At 71.8% G+C, this 17,740-nt stretch carries 22 protein-coding genes; 17 read left to right on the forward strand and 5 right to left on the reverse strand.

Features of this window, described 5'->3' with window-relative positions; translation table 11 throughout:
* Positions 1–8: 8 nt before the first annotated feature.
* Positions 9–401, reverse strand: coding sequence for a hypothetical protein (locus IO30_RS0108920; protein WP_031141036.1), 393 nt, complete (start codon positions 399–401; stop codon positions 9–11).
* A gap of 132 nt (positions 402–533) precedes the next feature.
* Here IO30_RS0108920 and sigJ point away from each other — a divergent pair, with 132 nt between their 5' ends.
* Both sigJ and IO30_RS0108930 read left to right on the forward strand, forming a co-directional pair.
* The gene (gene sigJ / locus IO30_RS0108925) at positions 534–1,511 is read left to right on the forward strand and encodes an RNA polymerase sigma factor SigJ (protein WP_031141038.1); all 978 of its coding nucleotides are present in this window, start codon (positions 534–536) and stop codon (positions 1,509–1,511) included.
* 122 nt (positions 1,512–1,633) lie between these two features.
* Positions 1,634–1,870, forward strand: a complete 237-nt coding sequence (locus tag IO30_RS0108930; RefSeq protein WP_051902064.1) for a hypothetical protein — start codon at positions 1,634–1,636, stop codon at positions 1,868–1,870.
* 97 nt (positions 1,871–1,967) lie between these two features.
* Here IO30_RS0108930 and IO30_RS0108935 read toward each other — a convergent pair whose 3' ends face one another.
* A complete protein-coding gene (locus tag IO30_RS0108935; RefSeq protein ID WP_031141041.1) occupies positions 1,968–2,483 on the reverse strand; it encodes a DUF5994 family protein in 516 nt (171 codons plus the stop codon).
* A 293-nt stretch (positions 2,484–2,776) separates the two neighbouring features.
* On the opposite strand from IO30_RS0108935, the gene IO30_RS0108940 reads away from it, so the two are divergent.
* The 9 genes from IO30_RS0108940 (at position 2,777) to IO30_RS0108980 (ending at position 9,445) form a co-directional block, all read left to right on the forward strand.
* Positions 2,777–3,352 (forward strand): DUF5994 family protein, encoded by a 576-nt coding sequence (locus IO30_RS0108940; protein ID WP_031141043.1) that lies wholly within the window; start codon positions 2,777–2,779, stop codon positions 3,350–3,352.
* Positions 3,353–3,357: 5 nt separating this feature from the next.
* A complete protein-coding gene (locus IO30_RS40295; protein WP_157853163.1) occupies positions 3,358–3,546 on the forward strand; it encodes a hypothetical protein in 189 nt (62 codons plus the stop codon).
* Positions 3,547–3,641: 95 nt separating this feature from the next.
* Positions 3,642–3,908: a hypothetical protein gene (locus tag IO30_RS0108950; RefSeq protein WP_031141045.1), complete on the forward strand. Its 267-nt coding sequence runs from the start codon at positions 3,642–3,644 to the stop codon at positions 3,906–3,908.
* Between the two features lie 50 nt (positions 3,909–3,958).
* The gene (locus tag IO30_RS0108955) at positions 3,959–4,231 is read left to right on the forward strand and encodes a hypothetical protein (protein WP_031141047.1); all 273 of its coding nucleotides are present in this window, start codon (positions 3,959–3,961) and stop codon (positions 4,229–4,231) included.
* A 307-nt stretch (positions 4,232–4,538) separates the two neighbouring features.
* Positions 4,539–4,742 carry a cold-shock protein gene (locus tag IO30_RS0108960; RefSeq protein ID WP_031141049.1) on the forward strand — a complete coding sequence of 68 codons (204 nt, stop codon included), beginning with the start codon at positions 4,539–4,541 and terminating at the stop codon, positions 4,740–4,742.
* Positions 4,743–5,046: 304 nt separating this feature from the next.
* Complete coding sequence (locus IO30_RS0108965) at positions 5,047–6,567, forward strand: DEAD/DEAH box helicase (RefSeq protein WP_031141051.1); 1,521 nt, start codon at positions 5,047–5,049, stop codon at positions 6,565–6,567.
* 85 nt (positions 6,568–6,652) lie between these two features.
* A complete protein-coding gene (locus IO30_RS0108970) occupies positions 6,653–6,964 on the forward strand; it encodes an SCO5918 family protein (RefSeq protein WP_031141052.1) in 312 nt (103 codons plus the stop codon).
* A 214-nt stretch (positions 6,965–7,178) separates the two neighbouring features.
* Positions 7,179–7,532, forward strand: coding sequence for a MerR family transcriptional regulator (locus IO30_RS0108975; protein WP_031141054.1), 354 nt, complete (start codon positions 7,179–7,181; stop codon positions 7,530–7,532).
* A gap of 110 nt (positions 7,533–7,642) precedes the next feature.
* Complete coding sequence (locus IO30_RS0108980; RefSeq protein WP_031141056.1) at positions 7,643–9,445, forward strand: GmrSD restriction endonuclease domain-containing protein; 1,803 nt, start codon at positions 7,643–7,645, stop codon at positions 9,443–9,445.
* Between the two features lie 34 nt (positions 9,446–9,479).
* Here IO30_RS0108980 and IO30_RS0108985 read toward each other — a convergent pair whose 3' ends face one another.
* Together IO30_RS0108985 and IO30_RS0108990 are read right to left on the reverse strand one after the other, a co-directional pair.
* Positions 9,480–10,730 (reverse strand): serine hydrolase domain-containing protein, encoded by a 1,251-nt coding sequence (locus IO30_RS0108985; protein ID WP_107066864.1) that lies wholly within the window; start codon positions 10,728–10,730, stop codon positions 9,480–9,482.
* A gap of 118 nt (positions 10,731–10,848) precedes the next feature.
* Positions 10,849–11,238 (reverse strand): SHOCT domain-containing protein, encoded by a 390-nt coding sequence (locus IO30_RS0108990; protein ID WP_031141060.1) that lies wholly within the window; start codon positions 11,236–11,238, stop codon positions 10,849–10,851.
* A 148-nt stretch (positions 11,239–11,386) separates the two neighbouring features.
* On the opposite strand from IO30_RS0108990, the gene IO30_RS0108995 reads away from it, so the two are divergent.
* Together IO30_RS0108995 and IO30_RS0109000 are read left to right on the forward strand one after the other, a co-directional pair.
* Positions 11,387–11,944: a potassium channel family protein gene (locus tag IO30_RS0108995; RefSeq protein ID WP_031141063.1), complete on the forward strand. Its 558-nt coding sequence runs from the start codon at positions 11,387–11,389 to the stop codon at positions 11,942–11,944.
* Positions 11,941–13,281 (forward strand): chloride channel protein, encoded by a 1,341-nt coding sequence (locus IO30_RS0109000; protein ID WP_051859349.1) that lies wholly within the window; start codon positions 11,941–11,943, stop codon positions 13,279–13,281. The genes IO30_RS0108995 and IO30_RS0109000 overlap by 4 nt, the downstream gene beginning before the upstream one ends.
* A 27-nt stretch (positions 13,282–13,308) precedes the next feature.
* On the opposite strand, the gene IO30_RS0109005 is transcribed toward IO30_RS0109000, so the two are convergent.
* The gene (locus tag IO30_RS0109005; protein ID WP_031141066.1) at positions 13,309–13,737 is read right to left on the reverse strand and encodes a hypothetical protein; all 429 of its coding nucleotides are present in this window, start codon (positions 13,735–13,737) and stop codon (positions 13,309–13,311) included.
* A 513-nt stretch (positions 13,738–14,250) separates the two neighbouring features.
* On the opposite strand from IO30_RS0109005, the gene IO30_RS0109010 reads away from it, so the two are divergent.
* The 4 genes from IO30_RS0109010 to IO30_RS41810 all read left to right on the forward strand — a co-directional run bounded on the left by IO30_RS0109010 (position 14,251) and on the right by IO30_RS41810 (position 17,513).
* A complete protein-coding gene (locus IO30_RS0109010) occupies positions 14,251–14,454 on the forward strand; it encodes a cold-shock protein (RefSeq protein WP_030011983.1) in 204 nt (67 codons plus the stop codon).
* Between the two features lie 103 nt (positions 14,455–14,557).
* Positions 14,558–14,935: a hypothetical protein gene (locus tag IO30_RS0109015; RefSeq protein ID WP_031141069.1), complete on the forward strand. Its 378-nt coding sequence runs from the start codon at positions 14,558–14,560 to the stop codon at positions 14,933–14,935.
* Between the two features lie 43 nt (positions 14,936–14,978).
* Positions 14,979–15,830 carry an AfsR/SARP family transcriptional regulator gene (locus IO30_RS44485; protein WP_051902066.1) on the forward strand — a complete coding sequence of 284 codons (852 nt, stop codon included), beginning with the start codon at positions 14,979–14,981 and terminating at the stop codon, positions 15,828–15,830.
* A 93-nt stretch (positions 15,831–15,923) separates the two neighbouring features.
* A complete protein-coding gene (locus IO30_RS41810; RefSeq protein WP_157853165.1) occupies positions 15,924–17,513 on the forward strand; it encodes a hypothetical protein in 1,590 nt (529 codons plus the stop codon).
* Positions 17,514–17,740 lie beyond the last annotated feature (227 nt).

Genomic DNA, 17,740 nt, shown 5'->3' on the forward strand with positions numbered 1-17,740 from the left:
ATACGGACCTAATGACCAAAACGGCAGCGCGTGGACAGCACCCGGCCCAGCGCCAGCACGCTCAGGCCGAACATCAGGACCCCCAGGGGGACATGGAGCGACGGCACGTGCGCGATGCCCAGCACCACCTGCACCGAGGCGAGTACGAGGAATCCGGACGCGTACAGCATCGGGCGGGGTGATCCGCCGCCCGGCCGCCACGCCAGGACCGCGGCGAGCACGTACAGCATCGAAGCGCCGTACATCACGCGCGATCCGACCTCGTGCAGGGTCATGCCGTACGACGAGGACAGCAGGAGTCCGGCGGTGACCGCCTGGAAGAAGAGGGCCAAGGTCTGCAGGACTATCGAGACCTGCAGGAACGTGAACCTGCCCGGCACTGCCGTCGTCTGCGTGGCCATGACGCGGCCCCCTCTTCTGCCTTGCGGCGGTGGATCGTTACTGTCTCGACTGCCCGACGAAGTGGGCCCTCGGAATGTGAGGCGGAGCCGAGTGCCGGCACGGACGAGAAGAACCAGGGAGCGGTCACGGCCATGAGCACCCCGTCCGAGCCGGTGCACGACCGGGCCGAGCCCAGCCTGAGCGCAGTCGTCAGCGAGCGGCGGCAGTTGACGAACCTCGCCTACCGGCTGCTCGGTTCGCTGGCCGAGGCCGAGGACGCCGTGCAGGAGACGTACACCCGCTGGTACGCGATGTCGCGGGAGCAGCGGGAGGTCATCGAGTCACCCGGCGCCTGGCTGACGACGGTGGCCGGCCGCATCTGCCTGGACGTGCTCGGCTCGGCGCGGGTCCGGCGCGAGCGCTACGTCGGCGCCTGGATACCCGAGCCGCTGCCCGACCGTACGGAGTGGGCCGGCGGCGAGGCGGAGCCGGGCGACCCCGCCGACCGGATCACCCTGGACGAGTCGGTGAACATGGCCTTCCTCGTCGTACTGGAGTCGATGACGCCCGCCGAACGCGTGGCGTTCATCCTGCACGACGTCTTCCGCTACCCCTTCGCCGAGATCGCCCGGATCGTCGGCCGCACTCCCGCGGCCTGCCGGCAGCTGGCGACCTCCGCCCGTCGACGTGTCCACGCCACGCAGGGCCCGGAGGCCCGGGCAGCGTCCGGGCAGAGCGGGCAGGCCGCGCGCGCCGGCCAGGCCGGGCAGGCCGACGTGGTGCGGCATTTCAAGGAGGCGTGGGAGGCCAAGGACATCAAGGCGCTCGTCGGCCTGCTCGACCCCGACGCCACCATGACCGCCGACGGCGGCGGCCTGGTAGGCACCGTCCTGCGGCCGGTCGAGGGCGGAGAGCCCATCGCCCAGTACCTGATCCACATCTCCGACAAGGCCCCTGGGCTGAAGCTCCTGGAGCGGACGGTCAACGGCCGGCCCGGCCTGGTCGCCCAGCTCGCCGACGTCACCGTGACCGTGGCGGCGTTCGGCGTCACCGGCGGCCGCATCACCCGCATCTGGGCGGTCCGCAACCCCGAAAAACTCCGCGCGTGGACCGGGAACGGACCGGGCTGAGTCACCCGAGTGCCGCGCTTCGCAGTCGACGCGGTGCAGAGCGTGACGGTGCGTGTCAGCGTGGTGCGGGAGGAATCCGTTTCCGGAATCCGAACCCCCACGCACCCGAAGGAGTCGCCGTCATGGACGGTACGCAGGACAAGCACCAGGAGCCGGGCAAGAGCCGTGAGGCGCAGGCGCACCGTCGCCCCGGGGACCCCGCGCACCCGCAGCCGGGCAAGCCGTCCCGCGAGCAGGAAGAGAAGCAGGGACACAAGCAGGGTCAGAAGCAGGCGCAGAAGCAGGGGCAGAAGGAGAGCTCGCGCCGTCGCGAGGACGACCTGCTGCGCGTGGAGGACCTGCACGACGAGAACCTCTGACCGCGGGCCCATCCGCCCGCACCTGCGAGAAGCCCGGCCGGTCCGTCGACGTACCGGCCGGGTTCCCGCCTGCCCGGGGCGGGCGGAGCCTCTCGGCTCAGGCCGCCGGCCCGGCGGCGGATCCGTCCCCGGCTTCGGGCGTGGTGGCGACGAGGAGCTGTGCGGCCTCGGTGATGTTGTCGGCGCGGACGGCGCGGGCCATCGCCTCGCGGGCGGCGTCGGCGGTGGTGTCCGGGGGGACCACCAGGAGGGCGAAATGGTCGTTGTGGCCGCGGGTGATCAGGACGGTGTCGTCGCCGACCGGGTCGGAGTCCAGGTGCACGACCCGGTCGTCGATGACCAGCCGGACCGGGAGCCCGTTCCAGGCGGACGCGTCCACGCCCACCCGGGTGATCGGCCCGAGGTACTCCGTCAACACGCTGATCAGTGCGGGCAGTTCGGTCTCGATATTGCGCGAGCGCGGCCACCACGCGCCGTCCAGGAGCCCCTCCCGGGACCGCGTGGTCTCCAGCCGCAGCAGCGCCGTGCCGGGCTTGATCGCCTCGTGGACGGCATCCGGCAGGACCAGTGGGGGCGTGCGGGGGGTGCCGGCGTCGGTGTCGGAGTCAGCCATGGGGGTCCACCCGTCTGTGGGGTGCGGCCGTACGTCGTCGCAGGTCGGGCACCGATGCCGGCACCCGTACCCGGTCGAAGACGCGCGCGAGCCCGCCGTGATTTCACGATACTCCCGCCGCCCGCTCCGCTGCCCGCCGGAAAATGCCTGGTCACGCCGGTCACAGTCGGCCGAACAGGCGTACAGTGAAAGCACCGGGAGTATTTCGCACACCGGCTTTCACGCGGGTGTCATTTCCGGCGATCGCCTAAAAACCGGGCTGCCGACGGGCAGTCCGGGGGCAGGTCCGCACCATGACCACCTTCCTCGAACGGACCGCGCCCCGCGATCTCGCCGCAGAGCTCCCGACGCGCTTGTCCCTCACCCCGAAGACCACGCTCGCAGGCCAGCTCGACGGTGCCTGGTGGCCCCGCTCCCGCGACCTCGAAGCCGAACTCCCACCGCTCGCCGCCGCGCTGGAGGAGCCCTGGGGACGCGTCACCCGCGTCACCGTGAACCCCGCCCGCTGGCCCGTCGTCCCGCACACGGTGACCGTGGACGGGCGCACGCTGCACGTCGGCTGGTTCATCGAACAGGACCCCGACAAGCTGATCCTGCTCTCCTACACCGTCGGCCGCTGGGACCTCCTCGTCATACCGCCCGAGACCGCACCCGCGGCTGCGGCCCGTCTGATGGCCGCCGCGGCGGTACCGGGCAGCGCCCTGACCGCGGGCGTGCTCATGGCGAACGAGACCGTCATCGGGCGCGGCATCCGCGACCGCATGCGCCGGGAAGCCACCTGGGAGAGCGAGGGCGGGGCCTGCATGTCCCCCTTCGGGAACCCGCTGGGACGCAGCGCCCTCCCGGTGCCCGCCGACGGCTGGAGATGAGCTCCGTGGAGACCCTCGTCCTCATCGTCGTGATCGCCCTCGCGATCGCCGTCGGAATGCTCTGGATCCACCGGCTGAACGCCGAGCACGACGCGCGGATCGCGGCCTATCACTTCACCGACCCCCTGCCGAGACCTCCCGGCCTGCCGGACGACACCAGTCGTCGAGCCCACCACACGGATGCCGACCGGTGAGGAGAAGACCTTCCTCCGGCCGGGGGCGGTGGGTGGGGGCGCACGGCGCCCCCACCCACCGGCACCTCGCCCACTACGAAAGGGAACACGCCCACGTGAAGTACATCGAGACCCAGACACTGCCGTCGCTCGGGCACGCCGAGGTACGGATCATCGCGCACACGCCCGAAGCCGCCCGAGCGGTCGCGGAGGCACTGCGCAACTGCTTCGCGGGAGCGGAACAGCGCAGCTACCCCGGTCTCGACGGCGACACCCGCCTCCACCTCACCGTGGACACCGCCACACCCGCCGGCCCCACCCGCTCCTGGCTGGCCGCGAGCCTGGCCCCCGCCGGCGCCGGCGCCCACTCCGACGAGACCTGAGGCCCCGCCCGCGGCCCCGGAGCCCACCCCTCACACGAAAGGACGCGGTCATGGCCACACTGCGCGAACGCAAGACCTACCGCGGCCAGGTGCTCCGGATCCTGTACGAGGCCGTTGAGGGCAACCGCCTCCTCGGCATCACCGGAGCACAGCTGCGGCACGACCTCCACGTGCCGGAACAGGACCTGGCCGCCGCCTGCACCTACCTGGCGGGCGAGGGCCTGATCACCGTCGACTGGGAGCCGGGCAACACCCCGGCGATGGTCACCCTGACCCACGAGGGGATCCGGCGGATGGAGGCCGAGGAAGAAGAGACGGACTAGCTGCGGCATCTCACTCCGGGCGCGGGTAAATATCTGTCCCGGCGGGATGAGAATTTGACCGGCCACGCGCTGAGGGTTTTTGTGACGCCGAAGAGATTGGAAATATTTAACGCACCAGCACCACCAAGGCGTGCTACTGTCGATCTCAGTTGCAGTTGTGGTTCCCAATACTTCAAGCATCCGGCCGGTCCTCGGACCTGTGGAAGCTTGCGCATTTCCGGTTGTTTCTTCCGGTGGGGTAATCATCGCGGCGACACGTGGTCCGCACGGTGCGGATCGCGTCGTACTGCCCCAAAGGAGATATGACATGGCTGCTGGTACCGTGAAGTGGTTCAACGCTGAAAAGGGCTTCGGCTTCATCGAGCAGGACGGTGGCGGCCCGGACGTGTTCGCCCACTACTCGAACATCGCCGCCCAGGGCTTCCGCGAGCTGCAGGAAGGCCAGAAGGTCAACTTCGACATCGCGCAGGGCCAGAAGGGCCCGACGGCCGAGAACATCGTTCCCGCCTGACGTTGACGCGTAATTCGTAGCTGGGGCCCGCATCCCTCGGGGTGCGGGCCTCAGCTGCACGCATTTCCCCGCAGTGGGTCCACCTGCGGGACGACCCGAGGATCCTGCCGCCCCCGCACGGAGATCCTCGCACGACGCCCCGGATCATATCCGCGCCGTTCAATTCACCCGAGCAGCTGCGCCCGCAATCATTTCCGTCGGCGCGGATTCGCTTTCGCGTTCCATTCGGCCCATTCTCGCAATTCCCCGTGCGGCTCATTGCTGCGGGAATTCCTTGACTGCGCCGCATCGAGGAAGGTTCCGCATGAACCGCACACGTACGAACACCCGCTCCACCACCCGTACGGGTGGCAGCGGAAGCCGTTTCGGCTCGTCGGCCCCCAGCCGCTCCGGCGGACAGCCCCGCTCCGGCGGACAGAGCCGTTCCGGCGGCGGCCAGGGCCGCTCCGGCGGTTACGGCGGCCGCCGCCCCGCAGCGGTCCAGGGCGAGTTCGCCCTGCCGAAGACGATCACCCCCGCGCTGCCGGCCGTCGAGTCGTTCGCCGATCTCGACATGCCCCGCGAGCTCCTCGCCGCGCTCGCGGCGGAAGGCGTGAGCACGCCGTTCCCGATCCAGGCCGCGACCCTGCCGAACACCCTCGCGGGCCGTGACGCACTCGGCCGCGGACGCACCGGATCCGGCAAGACCCTCGCCTTCGGCCTCGCCCTGCTGGCCCGTACCGCGGGCAAGCGCGCCGAGCCCAGGCAGCCGCTGGCGCTGGTGCTCGTCCCCACCCGCGAGCTCGCCCAGCAGGTCACCGACGCCCTCACCCCGTACGCCCGCTCCCTGAAGCTGCGGCTGACCACGGTCGTGGGCGGCATGTCGATCGGCAAGCAGGCCGGTGCGCTCCGCGGTGGCGCCGAGGTGGTCGTCGCGACCCCCGGGCGTCTCGCCGACCTGATCGAGCGCCGCGAATGCCGCCTCGACCAGGTGGAGATCACCGTCCTCGACGAGGCCGACCAGATGGCCGACATGGGCTTCATGCCGCAGGTCACGGCCCTGCTCGACCAGGTGCGCCCGGAGGGCCAGCGGATGCTGTTCTCCGCGACCCTCGACCGCAACGTCGACCTGCTCGTGCGCCGCTACCTCAGCGACCCCGTCGTGCACTCCGTCGACCCCTCGGCCGGCGCGGTGACCACGATGGAGCACCACGTGCTGCACGTCCACGGCGCCGACAAGCAGGCCACGACCACGGAGATCGCCGCCCGCGACGGCCGCGTGATCATGTTCCTGGACACCAAGCACGCCGTCGACCGGCTGACCCAGGACCTCCTCAACAGCGGAGTACGGGCGGCCGCCCTGCACGGAGGCAAGTCCCAGCCCCAGCGCACCCGCACCCTCGCCCAGTTCAAGACGGGGCACGTGACGGTGCTGGTGGCCACCAACGTCGCCGCACGCGGCATCCACGTCGACAACCTGGACCTCGTGGTCAACGTGGACCCGCCCACCGACCACAAGGACTACCTCCACCGCGGCGGACGCACCGCCCGCGCCGGGGAGTCCGGGAGCGTCGTCACCCTCGTCACACCGCAGCAGCGCCGTGACATGTCCCGCCTGATGGCCACCGCCGGGATCGTCCCGCAGACCACCCAGGTCCGCTCCGGGGAGGCCGAGCTCCAGCGCATCACCGGCGCCCGCACCCCCTCCGGCATCCCCGTCGTCATCACCGCACCGGTGAGCGAGCGCCCCAAGCGCAGCTCCTCCTCCCGCGGCCGGCGCAGCCGCTCCTCGCAGGCACCGCGCCACACCTCCCAGCGACGGCCGGCGGTCGGCTCCGCCGCCTAGTCCGCCGGTCAGCGGGTCCCGCAGGTCCGCAGGTCTGCAGGTCCGCGCCCCAGTCGTGCCCCTCCTCCTCCCCCTGTGAGGCATCATGCGCTGTGTCATCGCCCGATTCCCGTTCGACCTCACCAAGAGCGGCGTCCTGGAATCGATGAAGGGCATCAAGCCCGAACCCGTCGTCGGCGAGTCGGTGATCATCGGCCGCCGCGTCTACCCGGTCAAGCAGGTCGGCCAGGTCGTCACCCGGCAGGACCGCCGCGACTTCAGCGCCGGCGAGGTCGTCCGGGCCATGACCGCGCTCGGCTTCACCTGCCGCGGCCTGCCCGAGGCGCCCGTACCGACGCGCGGCCTCGACCCGATCCAGCGGGCGTCCGCACTGCTCGGGAGCCCCGTGTCCGTCTGATCCACGGGCCCGGTCGCGCACCGGATCCGCAGCACCCAGGAGGGCCCCGACCGGCATGCCGGTCGGGGCCCTCCTCGCGTCCGCTCCGGGTCCCGGACGCGGCCCGGGGCAGGTCGGCGCACCACCAGGGCGGACCGATGGTGTTGAATTTCCCCCGGGGCCCAGGGGCCGTACGGCGCCGGGCCCCCGACGCGTTCCCAAGGATGAGGTGCAGATGACAGCGGATGACTCGCTCGGCGGCCGACTGGACGACGACGACTACCCCGCCTACACGATGGGCAGGGCCGCCGAGCTCCTGGGCACCACGCCCGGCTTCCTCCGCGCCATCGGGGAGGCCCGCCTCATCACACCGCTGCGCTCCGAGGGGGGCCACCGCCGCTACTCCCGCTACCAGCTACGGATCGCGGCCCGGGCCCGGGAGCTCGTCGACCAGGGCATGCAGGTCGAGGCCGCCTGCCGCATCGTCATCCTGGAGGACCAGCTCGAAGAGGCCCAGCGCCTCAACGCCGAGTTCCGCCGCGCCGCGGGCACCACGCCCCCCGAGACACCCGGCCCCGCCTCCCCCTGACGCCCCTGTCGCCCCTGACGCCCCGCGCAGGGAACGGCCGCGCCCGCACCGTCACGCCCAGTAGTCTCGGGCGCGTCATGCAGCAGGAGCCGTGCCCCGAAGGAGCCGATGTGGCCGACGAAGCGTTCAGCATCGACAAGCGACCGCTGCGCGACCTGTTGCAGCAGGTCGGGGACGGCCGGGCGCAGCTGCCCGAGTTCCAGCGCGGCTGGGTGTGGCCGCACCCGAACATCGCGAGTCTGCTGGCTTCGATATCCCTCGGCTATCCCCTCGGCACCCTGATGACGCTGCGCGCCGGCGGCGACGTCCGCTTCAAGTACCGGCCGATCGAAGGGGCCACGCCCCCGCCCGGGCGGGAGCCCGAGTCCCTGGTCCTCGACGGCCAGCAGCGGCTGACCTCGCTCTTCCAGGCGCTCAAGCTCGACCGCGCCGTCGTCACCCAGGACCTGCGCAAGCAGCCGGTGTCCGGCTGGTTCTACGTCGACATGGCCAAGGTCCTGGACGGGTACACCGACCGCGAGGACGCGATCCGCTTCCTGCCCGCCACCCGCAAGGTGGTGAACTTCCGCGGCGAGGTCCTCGAAGACCTCTCGACGCGGGAGAAGGAGTACGAGGCCCTGCTCTTCCCCCTCAACTCCGTCCTGGACTCCGACGACTGGGAGGACGGCTTCGAGGAGTACTGGGAGGACGACAGGCCCAAGCGCCGCCTGTGGAAGGACTTCGACAAGGCCTTCATCAAGCCGTTCATCCTCTACCACGTGCCCGTCATCGAGCTCGGCAAGGCGACCGAGCGCGAGGCCGTCTGCCAGGTCTTCGAGAAGGTCAACACCGGCGGCGTGACCCTCACCGTGTTCGAGCTGCTCACCGCCACCTACGCCGCGGACGAGTTCGACCTGCGCGACCACTGGGAACGGGAGTGCCGCGCCGCCTGGCAGGCCCCCGAGTACCGCATCCTGCGCGAGGTCTCCAACACCGACTTCCTCCAGGCCGTCACGCTGCTGGCGACCTACCGGCGCAGCGTCGCCGAGGCCGCCCGCGGCACCGAGGAGGACCGCCTCCCCCGGGTCGGCTGCAAGCGCAAGGACATGCTCGCCCTCTCCCTGGAGGACTACAGGCAGCACGCACCGGGCGTCATCGAGGGGTTCAAGAAGGCGGCGAAGTTCCTGCACCAGCAGTACTTCTTCGACACGAAGTTCCTCCCCTACGGCACCCAGCTGATCCCGCTCGCCGCCATCCTGGCCGCGACCGGGGACGCCGCGGAACCCGCCGGCGCCCAGCGCAAGCTCGCCCGCTGGTACTGGTGCGGGGTCTTCGGCGAGCTGTACGGAGGCTCCACGGAGACCCGGTTCAGCCAGGACCTGCACGACGTCGTGCAGTGGATCCGCGGCGCGGAGCAGGAGCCGCGCACGGTCACGGCCGCCCAGTTCGCCCCGGGCCGGCTGCTGACGCTGCGCACCCGCCAGAGCGCCGCCTACAAGGGGATCTACGCGCTGCTGCTCAAGGCCGGGGCGGCCGACTGGCGGACGGGCGAGCCGGTGAAGGTGACCGACTACTTCGACGAGGCCGTCGACATCCACCACGTCTTCCCCAAGGCGTGGTGCGAGCAGAACGGGCACCGGCCGGAGATCTACAACTCCATCGTCAACAAGACCCCGTTGACCGCCCGGACCAACCGGATCATCGGGAGCCTCGCCCCGTCCGCGTACCTGTCCCGGCTGGCCAAGAGCGCCGAGAGCACCGACGAGGTCCTGGACGGGCACGTCCTGACCCACCTGGCGAGCTCGGAGCTGATGCGGGCCGACGACTTCGCCGGCTTCTTCGCGGCCCGCAAGAGCGCGCTGCTCGCCGGCATCGAGGCGGAGATGGGCAAGCCGCTCCTCGCCGCGCGGGAGGAGACGGCCGCGGCCCTGTGAGCGGGTGCCCGGTGGGGCGTACCGCTCGCGGAGGTCATTTCATCTTCAGCACGTGGCCGGGGGCCAGAGCCGCCGAGATCCGTTCGGCCACGGTCTGGGCCGAATTTCCCTCGGGGCTCTTCGGGCCCTTCGTCGTGCTGACCGCGATGGTGAGCCCGAGTTCGGGGAGGTAGGCCTGGAGGGCGGCGTAGCCGGAGAACGACGGGTTCTGCAGGATCCAGCCGTCGACGACGATGACGCCGAGCCCGAAGTGCCGGGCCTGCGTGTTCTTCATGCAGACGCCCGCGGGGCAGTCCTCGGGGGTGCCCAGGCCGACCGTGCCGGGGTCCAGCTGGGTGCGGAACGCCTCGGGGGAGAGCAGTTCCCCGGTGCCCAGCGCGCGGGCGGAGCGGGCCAGGTCGCAGATGTCGGAGGTCAGCACGGCTCCGGGTGCGGTGGTCCACGAGGGGTTCCAGTAGCTGGACTCCTCGTAGGGGCCGCGCTCGGAGGTGAAGGCGTGCAGCGCGGGCGCGGGGATCTCCGGGGTGGCGCCGTTGCGGGTCTGGTCCAGGCCGAGGGGGCCCATGACGCGCGCCGTGAGCAGTTCGTCCAGCGGGAGGCCGCTGATCTTCTCCAGGGCGGCGCCCAGGATCTGGAAGTTGGCGTGGGAGTAGCTCCAGTTGGTGCCGGGCTCGTACAGGAGCGGATGGCTGGTGGAGATGCCGATGACCTCGGCCGGGGTCCAGTTGCGGAAGGGCGCGGCCTCGTACGCGGCGAGGAACTCCGGGTCGGTGACGTAGTCGCGCAGGCCCGAGGTGGAGGCGCCGAGCATGCGCAGGGTGATCTCGGAGGCGTGCGGGACGTCCGGGAGCCAGCGCGAGACCGGGTCGTCGAGGCCGGCCTTGCCCTCGTCGACCAGCTGGAGCAGGGCGGTCGTCATGTAGGCGATGCCCACCGATCCCGAGCGGAAGTGCATGGCCGGATCGGCGGGGACGCCCGTCATGGACGTGCCGAGGGCGCCGGTGACGACCTCCTCGGTACCGGAATCGACCCTGAGGACCACCGCGTTGAGGCCCAGTTCGCGCTGGGCCTTCCGGGCGATCTCCAGGACCTTTCCGGCCGTGCCTCCGTCCGGCCCCGGAGCGGGCTGCGGGGTGCTGACGCAGGCCTGCGGGGCCCGGTACGCGGCCGCCGGGGCGAGTACGGACGCCGGGGCGGGTGCGGGAGCCGCGGTGGCCGGCCCGGCCGGGAGGGCGGTGGCCGTCAGAGCGGCGATGCACAGCAACACCGTACGGTTCAGCCTCATATGGCCCAGTATGAGCACACCTACGGCACCCCGCCCGCCCGGGCACCGCGAAGGCCCCGCCAGGGAGGGGCGGGGCCTTCGCGGAGAGTTGCCGTGCACGGAGTCCCGGCGCGGGGATTCAGGCGAGGATCTTCGCCTTGGCCCGGTCGAATTCCTCCTGGGTGATATCACCCTTGTCCTTCAGCGCGGAAAGCTTGTGCAGCTCGTCCACCGAACTGCCGCCAGATCCCGCCGCCTTCTGCACGTATTGCTTGAAGGCGTCCTCGTTCTCCCTGATCTGCTTCGCCTCCCGCTGGCTCATGCTCTTGCCGCGGGCGATGAGATAGATCAGGACACCGATGTACGGCAGCAGCAGGACCAGGATGAGCCATCCCGCCTTCGCCCACCCTCCGAGGCCGTGGTCACGGAAGATGTCCGTCACGACCTTGAAGAGGAGGAAGAACCACATCACCCACAGGAAGAGCCACAACATCGTCCAGAAGAGGTTGAGGAGGGGATAATCGTCCATGCTCGACTCCGTTCAGGCAGGCGTTACTCCATTCATACAGCCGGTGTTGGGTGTCCGCATTCCGAGCGAATGGTGAACGAATGCCGGACGTACCCGTCCGGCCCGGCCTCCGGTCGCGCGAAGCGTTCCGCCACCTTCTCCTGAAGCCATGGACCGGGAACGCACGCGGGCAGTCCGGCGCAGCCGTCGGCTGTTCGCCGTGTGCCTGCTCCGCTCGACCCTCTCGGCCGCCCTGCTCACCGCGCTCTACTACCTGGCGCCCCTGGACGGCGGGTTCGGCGTCTTCACCGTCGTCCTTCTGGTGCTCGGGCTCCTCGTGTTCGGCGGGGTGGTCGCCCTCCAGGCCAGCGCCATCACCCGTGCGGAGCATCCGCGGCTGCGCGCCGTCGAGGCGCTCTCCACCGCCGTCCCGCTGTTCCTGGTGCTCTTCGCCTCGACGTACTTCCTGCTCTCCGCGCAGACTCCGCAGTCCTTCCAGGAACCCCTGAGCCGGACCGACGCCCTGTACTTCACGGTCACGGTGTTCGCGACCGTCGGGTTCGGGGACATCTCCCCCCTCACGGAGGTCGGACGCGTGCTGGTCACCGTGCAGATGGCCGCCGACCTGATCGTCGTGGGCGTGATCGCCAAGGCCCTCTTCGGCGCGGTCAGGATCGGGATGCGCCGGCGCGGGGACCCGTACGCACCGCCGGAGGACGAGCCGTGAACGGCCGCGGCGGCGCGGCCGGGCCGAAAGAGGCGGTCGTCCTGCGGGACGTGCTGCGCAGCCCCGGCTACCTCAAGGTGCTCGTCTTCAGCGCCCTGATCGGCATCCCGGTGTCCCTCGCCGCCTTCTGGTTCCTCGTCGCACTGCGCGAACTGCAGCACCTCCTGTGGGCCGACCTCCCCGAGTCCCTGGGCTGGGACGCCCCGCCGTGGTGGTGGCCGCTGCCGCTGCTGCTCGTCGCCGGGACCGTCGTCGGCCTGGTCGTCACGCACCTGCCCGGCGCGGGCGGCCACGTCCCGGCCGCCGGGCTGAACGCGGGAGGCACCTCGCCCGCCTACCTGCCCGGCGTCGTCCTGGCGGCGCTCGCCGCCCTGCCGCTGGGCGCGGTCCTGGGTCCGGAGGCCCCGCTGATCGCCCTGGGCGGCGGCCTGGCCCTGCTGTTCCGCAATCTCGCGCGGCTGCCGTCGACCCCGGTGAGCACCGCGCTGCTGGGCGCGGCCGGAGCCGCCGCCGCGATCGCCGCCATCTTCGGCAACCCGCTGATCGCGGCCGTGCTGCTGATCGAGGTGGCGGGCGTGGGCGGGCCGCAGCTGTTCGCTGTGATGGTGCCGTCGCTGCTGTCCAGCGGCATCGGGGCCCTGGTGTTCACCGGCCTCGGGCGCTGGACCGGGCTGTCGACGGGGGACCTGGCCTTCGGTTCGGCCCTCCCGGACCCCCGCCTGGACATCGGGGACGTGCTCTGGACGCTGGTCATCGCCGTGGTGCTCGCCCTGGTCCTGCACCCCGTCCTGGCCTGGGCCCGGGCGATCGCCCGGTACGTCGCGGCGCGGCCCTTCGTACGGACCGTGCAGGGCGCCCTCGGCGCCGCGGTCTGCGCCGCCCTCTACGCGCTGATCACCGGGCGCTCGCCCGAGGACGTCGCGTCCTCCGGACAGGGCGCGATCGGCGCACTGGCCACCGATCCGCACGCCTGGGGCATCGGGGCGCTGATCGCCGTCCTGCTGTTCAAGGGCGCCGCCTACGCCATCTGCCTGGGCAGCCTGCGCGGTGGCCCGGTCTTCCCCGTGCTCTTCCTCGGGGCTGCGGCCGGCGTCCTGCTGTCGCCGCTGCCGGGGCTGGGCGTCGTACCCGGGTTCGCGGCGGGCATGGCCGCGGCGCTGGCCGCCGTGATGCGGCTGCCGGTGAGCAGCGTGGTGCTCGTGACCATGGTCCTCGGCAGCTCGGGCATGATGCCCGTCGTGATCCTGGCGGCCATGGTGTCCTTCGTGGTCAGCGAACTGCTGCCGACCGGGCGCACGGCGAGGTCCGCGGACGTGACCGCGGCCGGGGCTGCGTAGCCCCGGCCGCCGGATGGGTGTCGTCCGTCAGCACTTCAGGCCGACGGAGGCCGCGGCCGTCGTCACGTCGAGCTTCTGGATCTGCGGCTGGAGCTTGGTGAGCGCCTCCTGGCCGGTCGTGTCGCCCGGCAGGTCCTCGTAGCCCTTCTTGAGGTCCTCGGCCGCCGCCTTGACCGCGTCCTTCTCGGCCTGCTTCAGCTTGGTCAGGTTGTCCTTGAGGCCTTCCCAGTCGCTCTGGACGGCGTCGTAGGCCTCCTTGATCTGGTCCTTGGTGGCCGTGGCCGGGTCGAGGGCCTTCAGCTTGGCGTTGTCGGCCTTGAGCTCGCCGAGGTCGGTGCAGACGTCGGCTGCGGCCTCGGTGGCCTCCTCGGCGGGCGAAGAACTGTCGTCGGAGCATGCCGAGAGACCGAACACCGCGCTGATGCACAGCACACCGATCACGGGGAGTCGCTTCATGGAGGGGGCCTTCCTCGACGGGAGACAACGGGAGGGAACTGATGTGCGGGACCTTTCGGACACACGCGACAAAATATGCATACCCGACTGGGCCGCGCATGCGCTCTGCCGTACGGAGGGGAGCCGGTTCTCACCCGTACGGCCGAACGGCCGGCCAGGGCCGGTGCGCCGGCCGGGTCGCGACCCGACGAGGACGTCGTTTTCCGGCGCCATTCATATGAATTTCTGACGTACATACGTGCTGCTGCGCGTGCAGAATTGAGGCCGGCAGGCCGAAAAATGTCAGGGCTCGCCGACTCCCCGCGACGAAAAATTTCCCCGTCAGGAGCCTCCCCCCGTGCTACTGTGATCTCAGTTGCAGTTGTGGTTCCCAAAAAACTTACAAGTGCTCTCACCAGATTTTCGGTGAGCGCACTTTTTATTTTGCCGGTGCATTTCCGGGCGGGGCGACATCTCAGCGACTTCCGGACTCGCACAGTGCGATTCCGGGCAATGCCCCGAAGGAGAATTCATATGGCATCTGGCACCGTGAAGTGGTTCAACGCGGAAAAGGGCTTCGGCTTCATCGAGCAGGAGGGTGGCGGCGCGGACGTGTTCGCCCACTACTCGAACATCGCCTCTTCCGGCTTCCGTGAGCTTCAGGAAGGCCAGAAGGTCACCTTCGACGTGACGCAGGGCCAGAAGGGCCCGCAGGCCGAGAACATCGTTCCCGCCTGACGCCGACGCGTACCCCGGGCCGGGGCCCGCACCCACAGGGTGCGGGCCCCGGCTCGTCGCGTTCCGGGCGCGCCCTCGCCCGCCCTTGCTAAAGTCACTGCCCATGTCGATCCCTGACGACCTGCTCGTCGACATCGCCGCCATGGTCGAGTCGGAACAGACCAATCAGATGTCCCTGACCGTCGTGGTGCACGGCGCCGTGGTCACCGGCCGGCTGGCCCCCGAGAGCGTGTGGCGCCAGCGCGTGGCCGAAGTCCTCCAGGACTCCGACCAACTCGGCCCGTTCGCCGACATCTTCATGGGCACCGCGCAGGGCGACCCCGCCCGGGCCGCCGCGGAACCACCCTCGCACCTGCACTTCCACGTCGCCCGGATCCTCCAGGGCACCCTGGGCATCCCGGAGACCGGCGGGATGTACCGGATCGCCGTCAAGGACGTCAGCGCCTGGACGGTCGGGGACTTCAGCTACTCCGACAAGTAGCCCGCCCCGCCGGTCCGTCGGCCCGGCTCCGCACAATGACGGCATGCGGATCTCGATGCTGGGTGCCCTGGAGATACGGGCCGAGGACGGGCGGGACGTCGGCGTCGGGGGCGCGCGGCTGCGCGCCCTGCTGATCCTGCTGGCGCTGGAACCGGGACGCGTGGTGTCCTCGGAGCTCCTGATCGACGGCATCTGGGAACGGGACCCCCCGGCGGCCGCCGCCAACGCACTCCAGGCCCTGGTGTCACGGCTGCGGCGGGCGCTGCCCGGGGTGGACGTCGAATCCCATCCGGCGGGGTACCGGCTGCTGGTCCGCCCCGAGGACGTGGACGTGGTCCGCTTCGAGCGGCTGGCCTCCGAGGGGCACGCCGCCCTGGCCGGGGGCGACCCCGGCACGGCGGCGCGGGTGCTGCGGGAGGCACTCGCGCTGTGGCGCGGGCAGGCTCTGCTGGACGTGGCGGGCTCCGACTCCTTCCGGCCGCCGGTGACCCGCCTGACGGAGCTGCGGACGGTCGCCCTGGAGAACCGGATCGAGGCCGATCTACGGGTGGGACGCGGCCGGGAACTGACCGGCGAGCTGAGCTCCCTCGTGGCCGAGCACCCCCTGCGCGAACGGCTCGTCGGGGCACTGATGCGGGCGCTCGTCGCCTCCGGACGTCCCGCCGAGGCGCTCAGCGCGTACGCGCGGGCCCGCGAGGCCCTCGCCGAGGAGCTCGGGGCCGACCCGTCACCCGAACTGTCCGCGCTGCACACCGCCGTCCTGCGCGGCGAACTGGACGAGGCCCGGCCGGCCGCGGCGGCGCACGTGGGCGGGCCGTACGCGGAACCCCCGGCGGCCCGCCTCGCCAGCACCAGACGCTCCGGGCGGTGGTCGACTGGAGCTGGGGGCTGCTGACGGATGCGGAACGGGCGCTGCTGCGGCGGCTCGCCGCCTTCCCGGGGGGGCGCCACCGTGGAAGCGGCCGAGGCCGCCTGCGTGGGAGGGCCCGTGGAGCAGTTCGAGGTGCTCGACCTGATCACCTCGCTCGTCGACAAGTCCCTGCTGGTGACGGACGGGGACGGGCGCTACCGGATGCTGGAGACGATCAAGGCCTACGGTCTGGAACGGCTGGCGGAGGCGGGCGAGCGGGAGCCGGTCCGCCGGGCGCACGCCGCGTACTTCACCGGGCTGGCGCGGACCGCGGACCCGTACCTGCGCCGGGCGGAGCAGCTGGAGTGGCTCGCGCGGCTCACCGTGGAGCACGACAACCTCAACGCGGCGCTGCGCGGCGCGATCGCGGCGGGCGATGCGCGGGCCGCCGTACGGCTGGTGGCGGCGGCCGGGTGGTACTGGTGGATCAGCGGGCACAAGGCGGAGGGGGCCGAACTGGCAGCGCGGGCCCTGGCGGTCGCCACCCCGAAGCCTGACCAGGGGCCGGACCAGGGGCCCGGCCAAGGGCCCGGTGACGAGGAGCCGGAGGAGGAGGCGCTCGCCGTGGCCTGCGCGCTGGCCGTGCTGTTCGCGACGGCCGGGCTCGGGGACGACCGGCGGACCGGCGATCTGCTGCGCAGGGCGGTGGTCCTCGCCGAACGGACGGGCACCCGGCATCCGGTGGTCGGTTTCGTCGCGCCGATGGAACGCCTGCTGCTGAGCGCCGCCGCCGGCGAGCCCGCGCCGCTGGACGCATGGGACGGGGTGCTGGCCGACGAGGATCCCTGGCTGCGGGCGCAGGGCCGGCTGGAGAGCGCCCGCACCCTGCTCGCGGCGGGCGGGCCTCCCGCGGCGGCGGAGGCCTCGGCCGAGGAGGCGCTGGCGGGGTTCCGCGGGATCGGGGAGCGCTGGGGCACCTCCTTCGCCCTGACCGTCCTGGCCGATCTGGTGGCCCGGCGCGGTGACTTCGCCGCGGCGATCGGCCATTACAGGCAGGCGGCCGCCGTGATCGGCGAGATGGGGGTCGTCGAGGACCGGCTGTACGCGCAGGTCAGGCAGGCGCAGTTGTCCTGGCTGGCCGGGGACGCGGCGGCGGGCGAGGCGGCCCTGGCCCAGGCGGAGCGCGACGCGGAAGCGGCCGGCTGGCCCGAGGCGATCGCCGCGACGGCGCACGGCAGGGCCGAACTGGCCCGCTGGCGCGGGGAGTCGGCGGTGGCCCGGGCCGGGCTCGACCGGGTGCAGGAAGCACTGCGGGAGGTGGCGGTGCACGACGCGTTCCGGGCCATGGTCCTGGACTCGCTCGCCCATCTGGACGCGGCGGACGGCCACTTGGAGGCAGCGCGGGCCCGGCGGGCCGAGGCGCTGGAAATGGCGGTGGGGACGATGCACGCGCCGACCGTCGCCCAGATGCTCGTCGGGGTCGCGGACCAGGCGGTCCGCCTGGACCGGCCCGAGGAAGCGGCCCGGCTGCTGGCGGCCGCGCTGGCCGTACGGGGCGGACCGGACCTGTCGCTGACCGACGCCGGGCGGGTGGAGGAGGCAGCGCGCGCCACGCTCGGCGCCGCGTACGAGCAGCACGCGGGGCACGGGGAACCCGACGGCAGCGACGGGCCCGGGCTCACCATGGAAGCCGTACGGGAGCTCGCCCGGGTCACGCTCGGCGGCTGAGCCGGCCGGCCCCCGTGCGGCGGTCGCCGAAGTCGAGGTGCGCTCGGGCCGATGCCCACGGACGGCTGGACTCCACTCGGGGCCCGGCCCGGAGTCAAGGGTGCGGCCGAGGCCCGGGCCACCCTCTCCGGCACGCGCCGGACGGCCGGTCAGGCGGTGTTTCACGTGAAACACCGGGCCCGGGGCGCCGGTTGGGTCGACGTCAAGCCGTCGCCCCGACGCCGGGA

This window comes from Streptomyces xanthophaeus (genome assembly GCF_000725805.1).
Classification (GTDB): Bacteria; Actinomycetota; Actinomycetes; order Streptomycetales; family Streptomycetaceae; genus Streptomyces; species Streptomyces xanthophaeus.

Excerpts from the sequence above, each read along its gene's own strand:
- IO30_RS0108920 (WP_031141036.1), bottom strand. The coding sequence starts at position 401 with ATGGCCACGCAGACGACGGCAGTGCCGGGCAGGTTCACGTTCCTGCAG.
- sigJ (WP_031141038.1), top strand. The coding sequence starts at position 534 with ATGAGCACCCCGTCCGAGCCGGTGCACGACCGGGCCGAGCCCAGCCTG.
- IO30_RS0108930 (WP_051902064.1), top strand. The coding sequence starts at position 1,634 with ATGGACGGTACGCAGGACAAGCACCAGGAGCCGGGCAAGAGCCGTGAG.
- IO30_RS0108935 (WP_031141041.1), bottom strand. The coding sequence starts at position 2,483 with ATGGCTGACTCCGACACCGACGCCGGCACCCCCCGCACGCCCCCACTG.
- IO30_RS0108940 (WP_031141043.1), top strand. The coding sequence starts at position 2,777 with ATGACCACCTTCCTCGAACGGACCGCGCCCCGCGATCTCGCCGCAGAG.
- IO30_RS0108955 (WP_031141047.1), top strand. The coding sequence starts at position 3,959 with ATGGCCACACTGCGCGAACGCAAGACCTACCGCGGCCAGGTGCTCCGG.
- IO30_RS0108960 (WP_031141049.1), top strand. The coding sequence starts at position 4,539 with ATGGCTGCTGGTACCGTGAAGTGGTTCAACGCTGAAAAGGGCTTCGGC.
- IO30_RS0108965 (WP_031141051.1), top strand. The coding sequence starts at position 5,047 with ATGAACCGCACACGTACGAACACCCGCTCCACCACCCGTACGGGTGGC.
- IO30_RS0108970 (WP_031141052.1), top strand. The coding sequence starts at position 6,653 with ATGCGCTGTGTCATCGCCCGATTCCCGTTCGACCTCACCAAGAGCGGC.
- IO30_RS0108975 (WP_031141054.1), top strand. The coding sequence starts at position 7,179 with ATGACAGCGGATGACTCGCTCGGCGGCCGACTGGACGACGACGACTAC.
- IO30_RS0108985 (WP_107066864.1), bottom strand. The coding sequence starts at position 10,730 with ATGAGGCTGAACCGTACGGTGTTGCTGTGCATCGCCGCTCTGACGGCC.
- IO30_RS0108990 (WP_031141060.1), bottom strand. The coding sequence starts at position 11,238 with ATGGACGATTATCCCCTCCTCAACCTCTTCTGGACGATGTTGTGGCTC.
- IO30_RS0108995 (WP_031141063.1), top strand. The coding sequence starts at position 11,387 with ATGGACCGGGAACGCACGCGGGCAGTCCGGCGCAGCCGTCGGCTGTTC.
- IO30_RS0109005 (WP_031141066.1), bottom strand. The coding sequence starts at position 13,737 with ATGAAGCGACTCCCCGTGATCGGTGTGCTGTGCATCAGCGCGGTGTTC.
- IO30_RS0109010 (WP_030011983.1), top strand. The coding sequence starts at position 14,251 with ATGGCATCTGGCACCGTGAAGTGGTTCAACGCGGAAAAGGGCTTCGGC.
- IO30_RS0109015 (WP_031141069.1), top strand. The coding sequence starts at position 14,558 with ATGTCGATCCCTGACGACCTGCTCGTCGACATCGCCGCCATGGTCGAG.
- IO30_RS44485 (WP_051902066.1), top strand. The coding sequence starts at position 14,979 with ATGCGGATCTCGATGCTGGGTGCCCTGGAGATACGGGCCGAGGACGGG.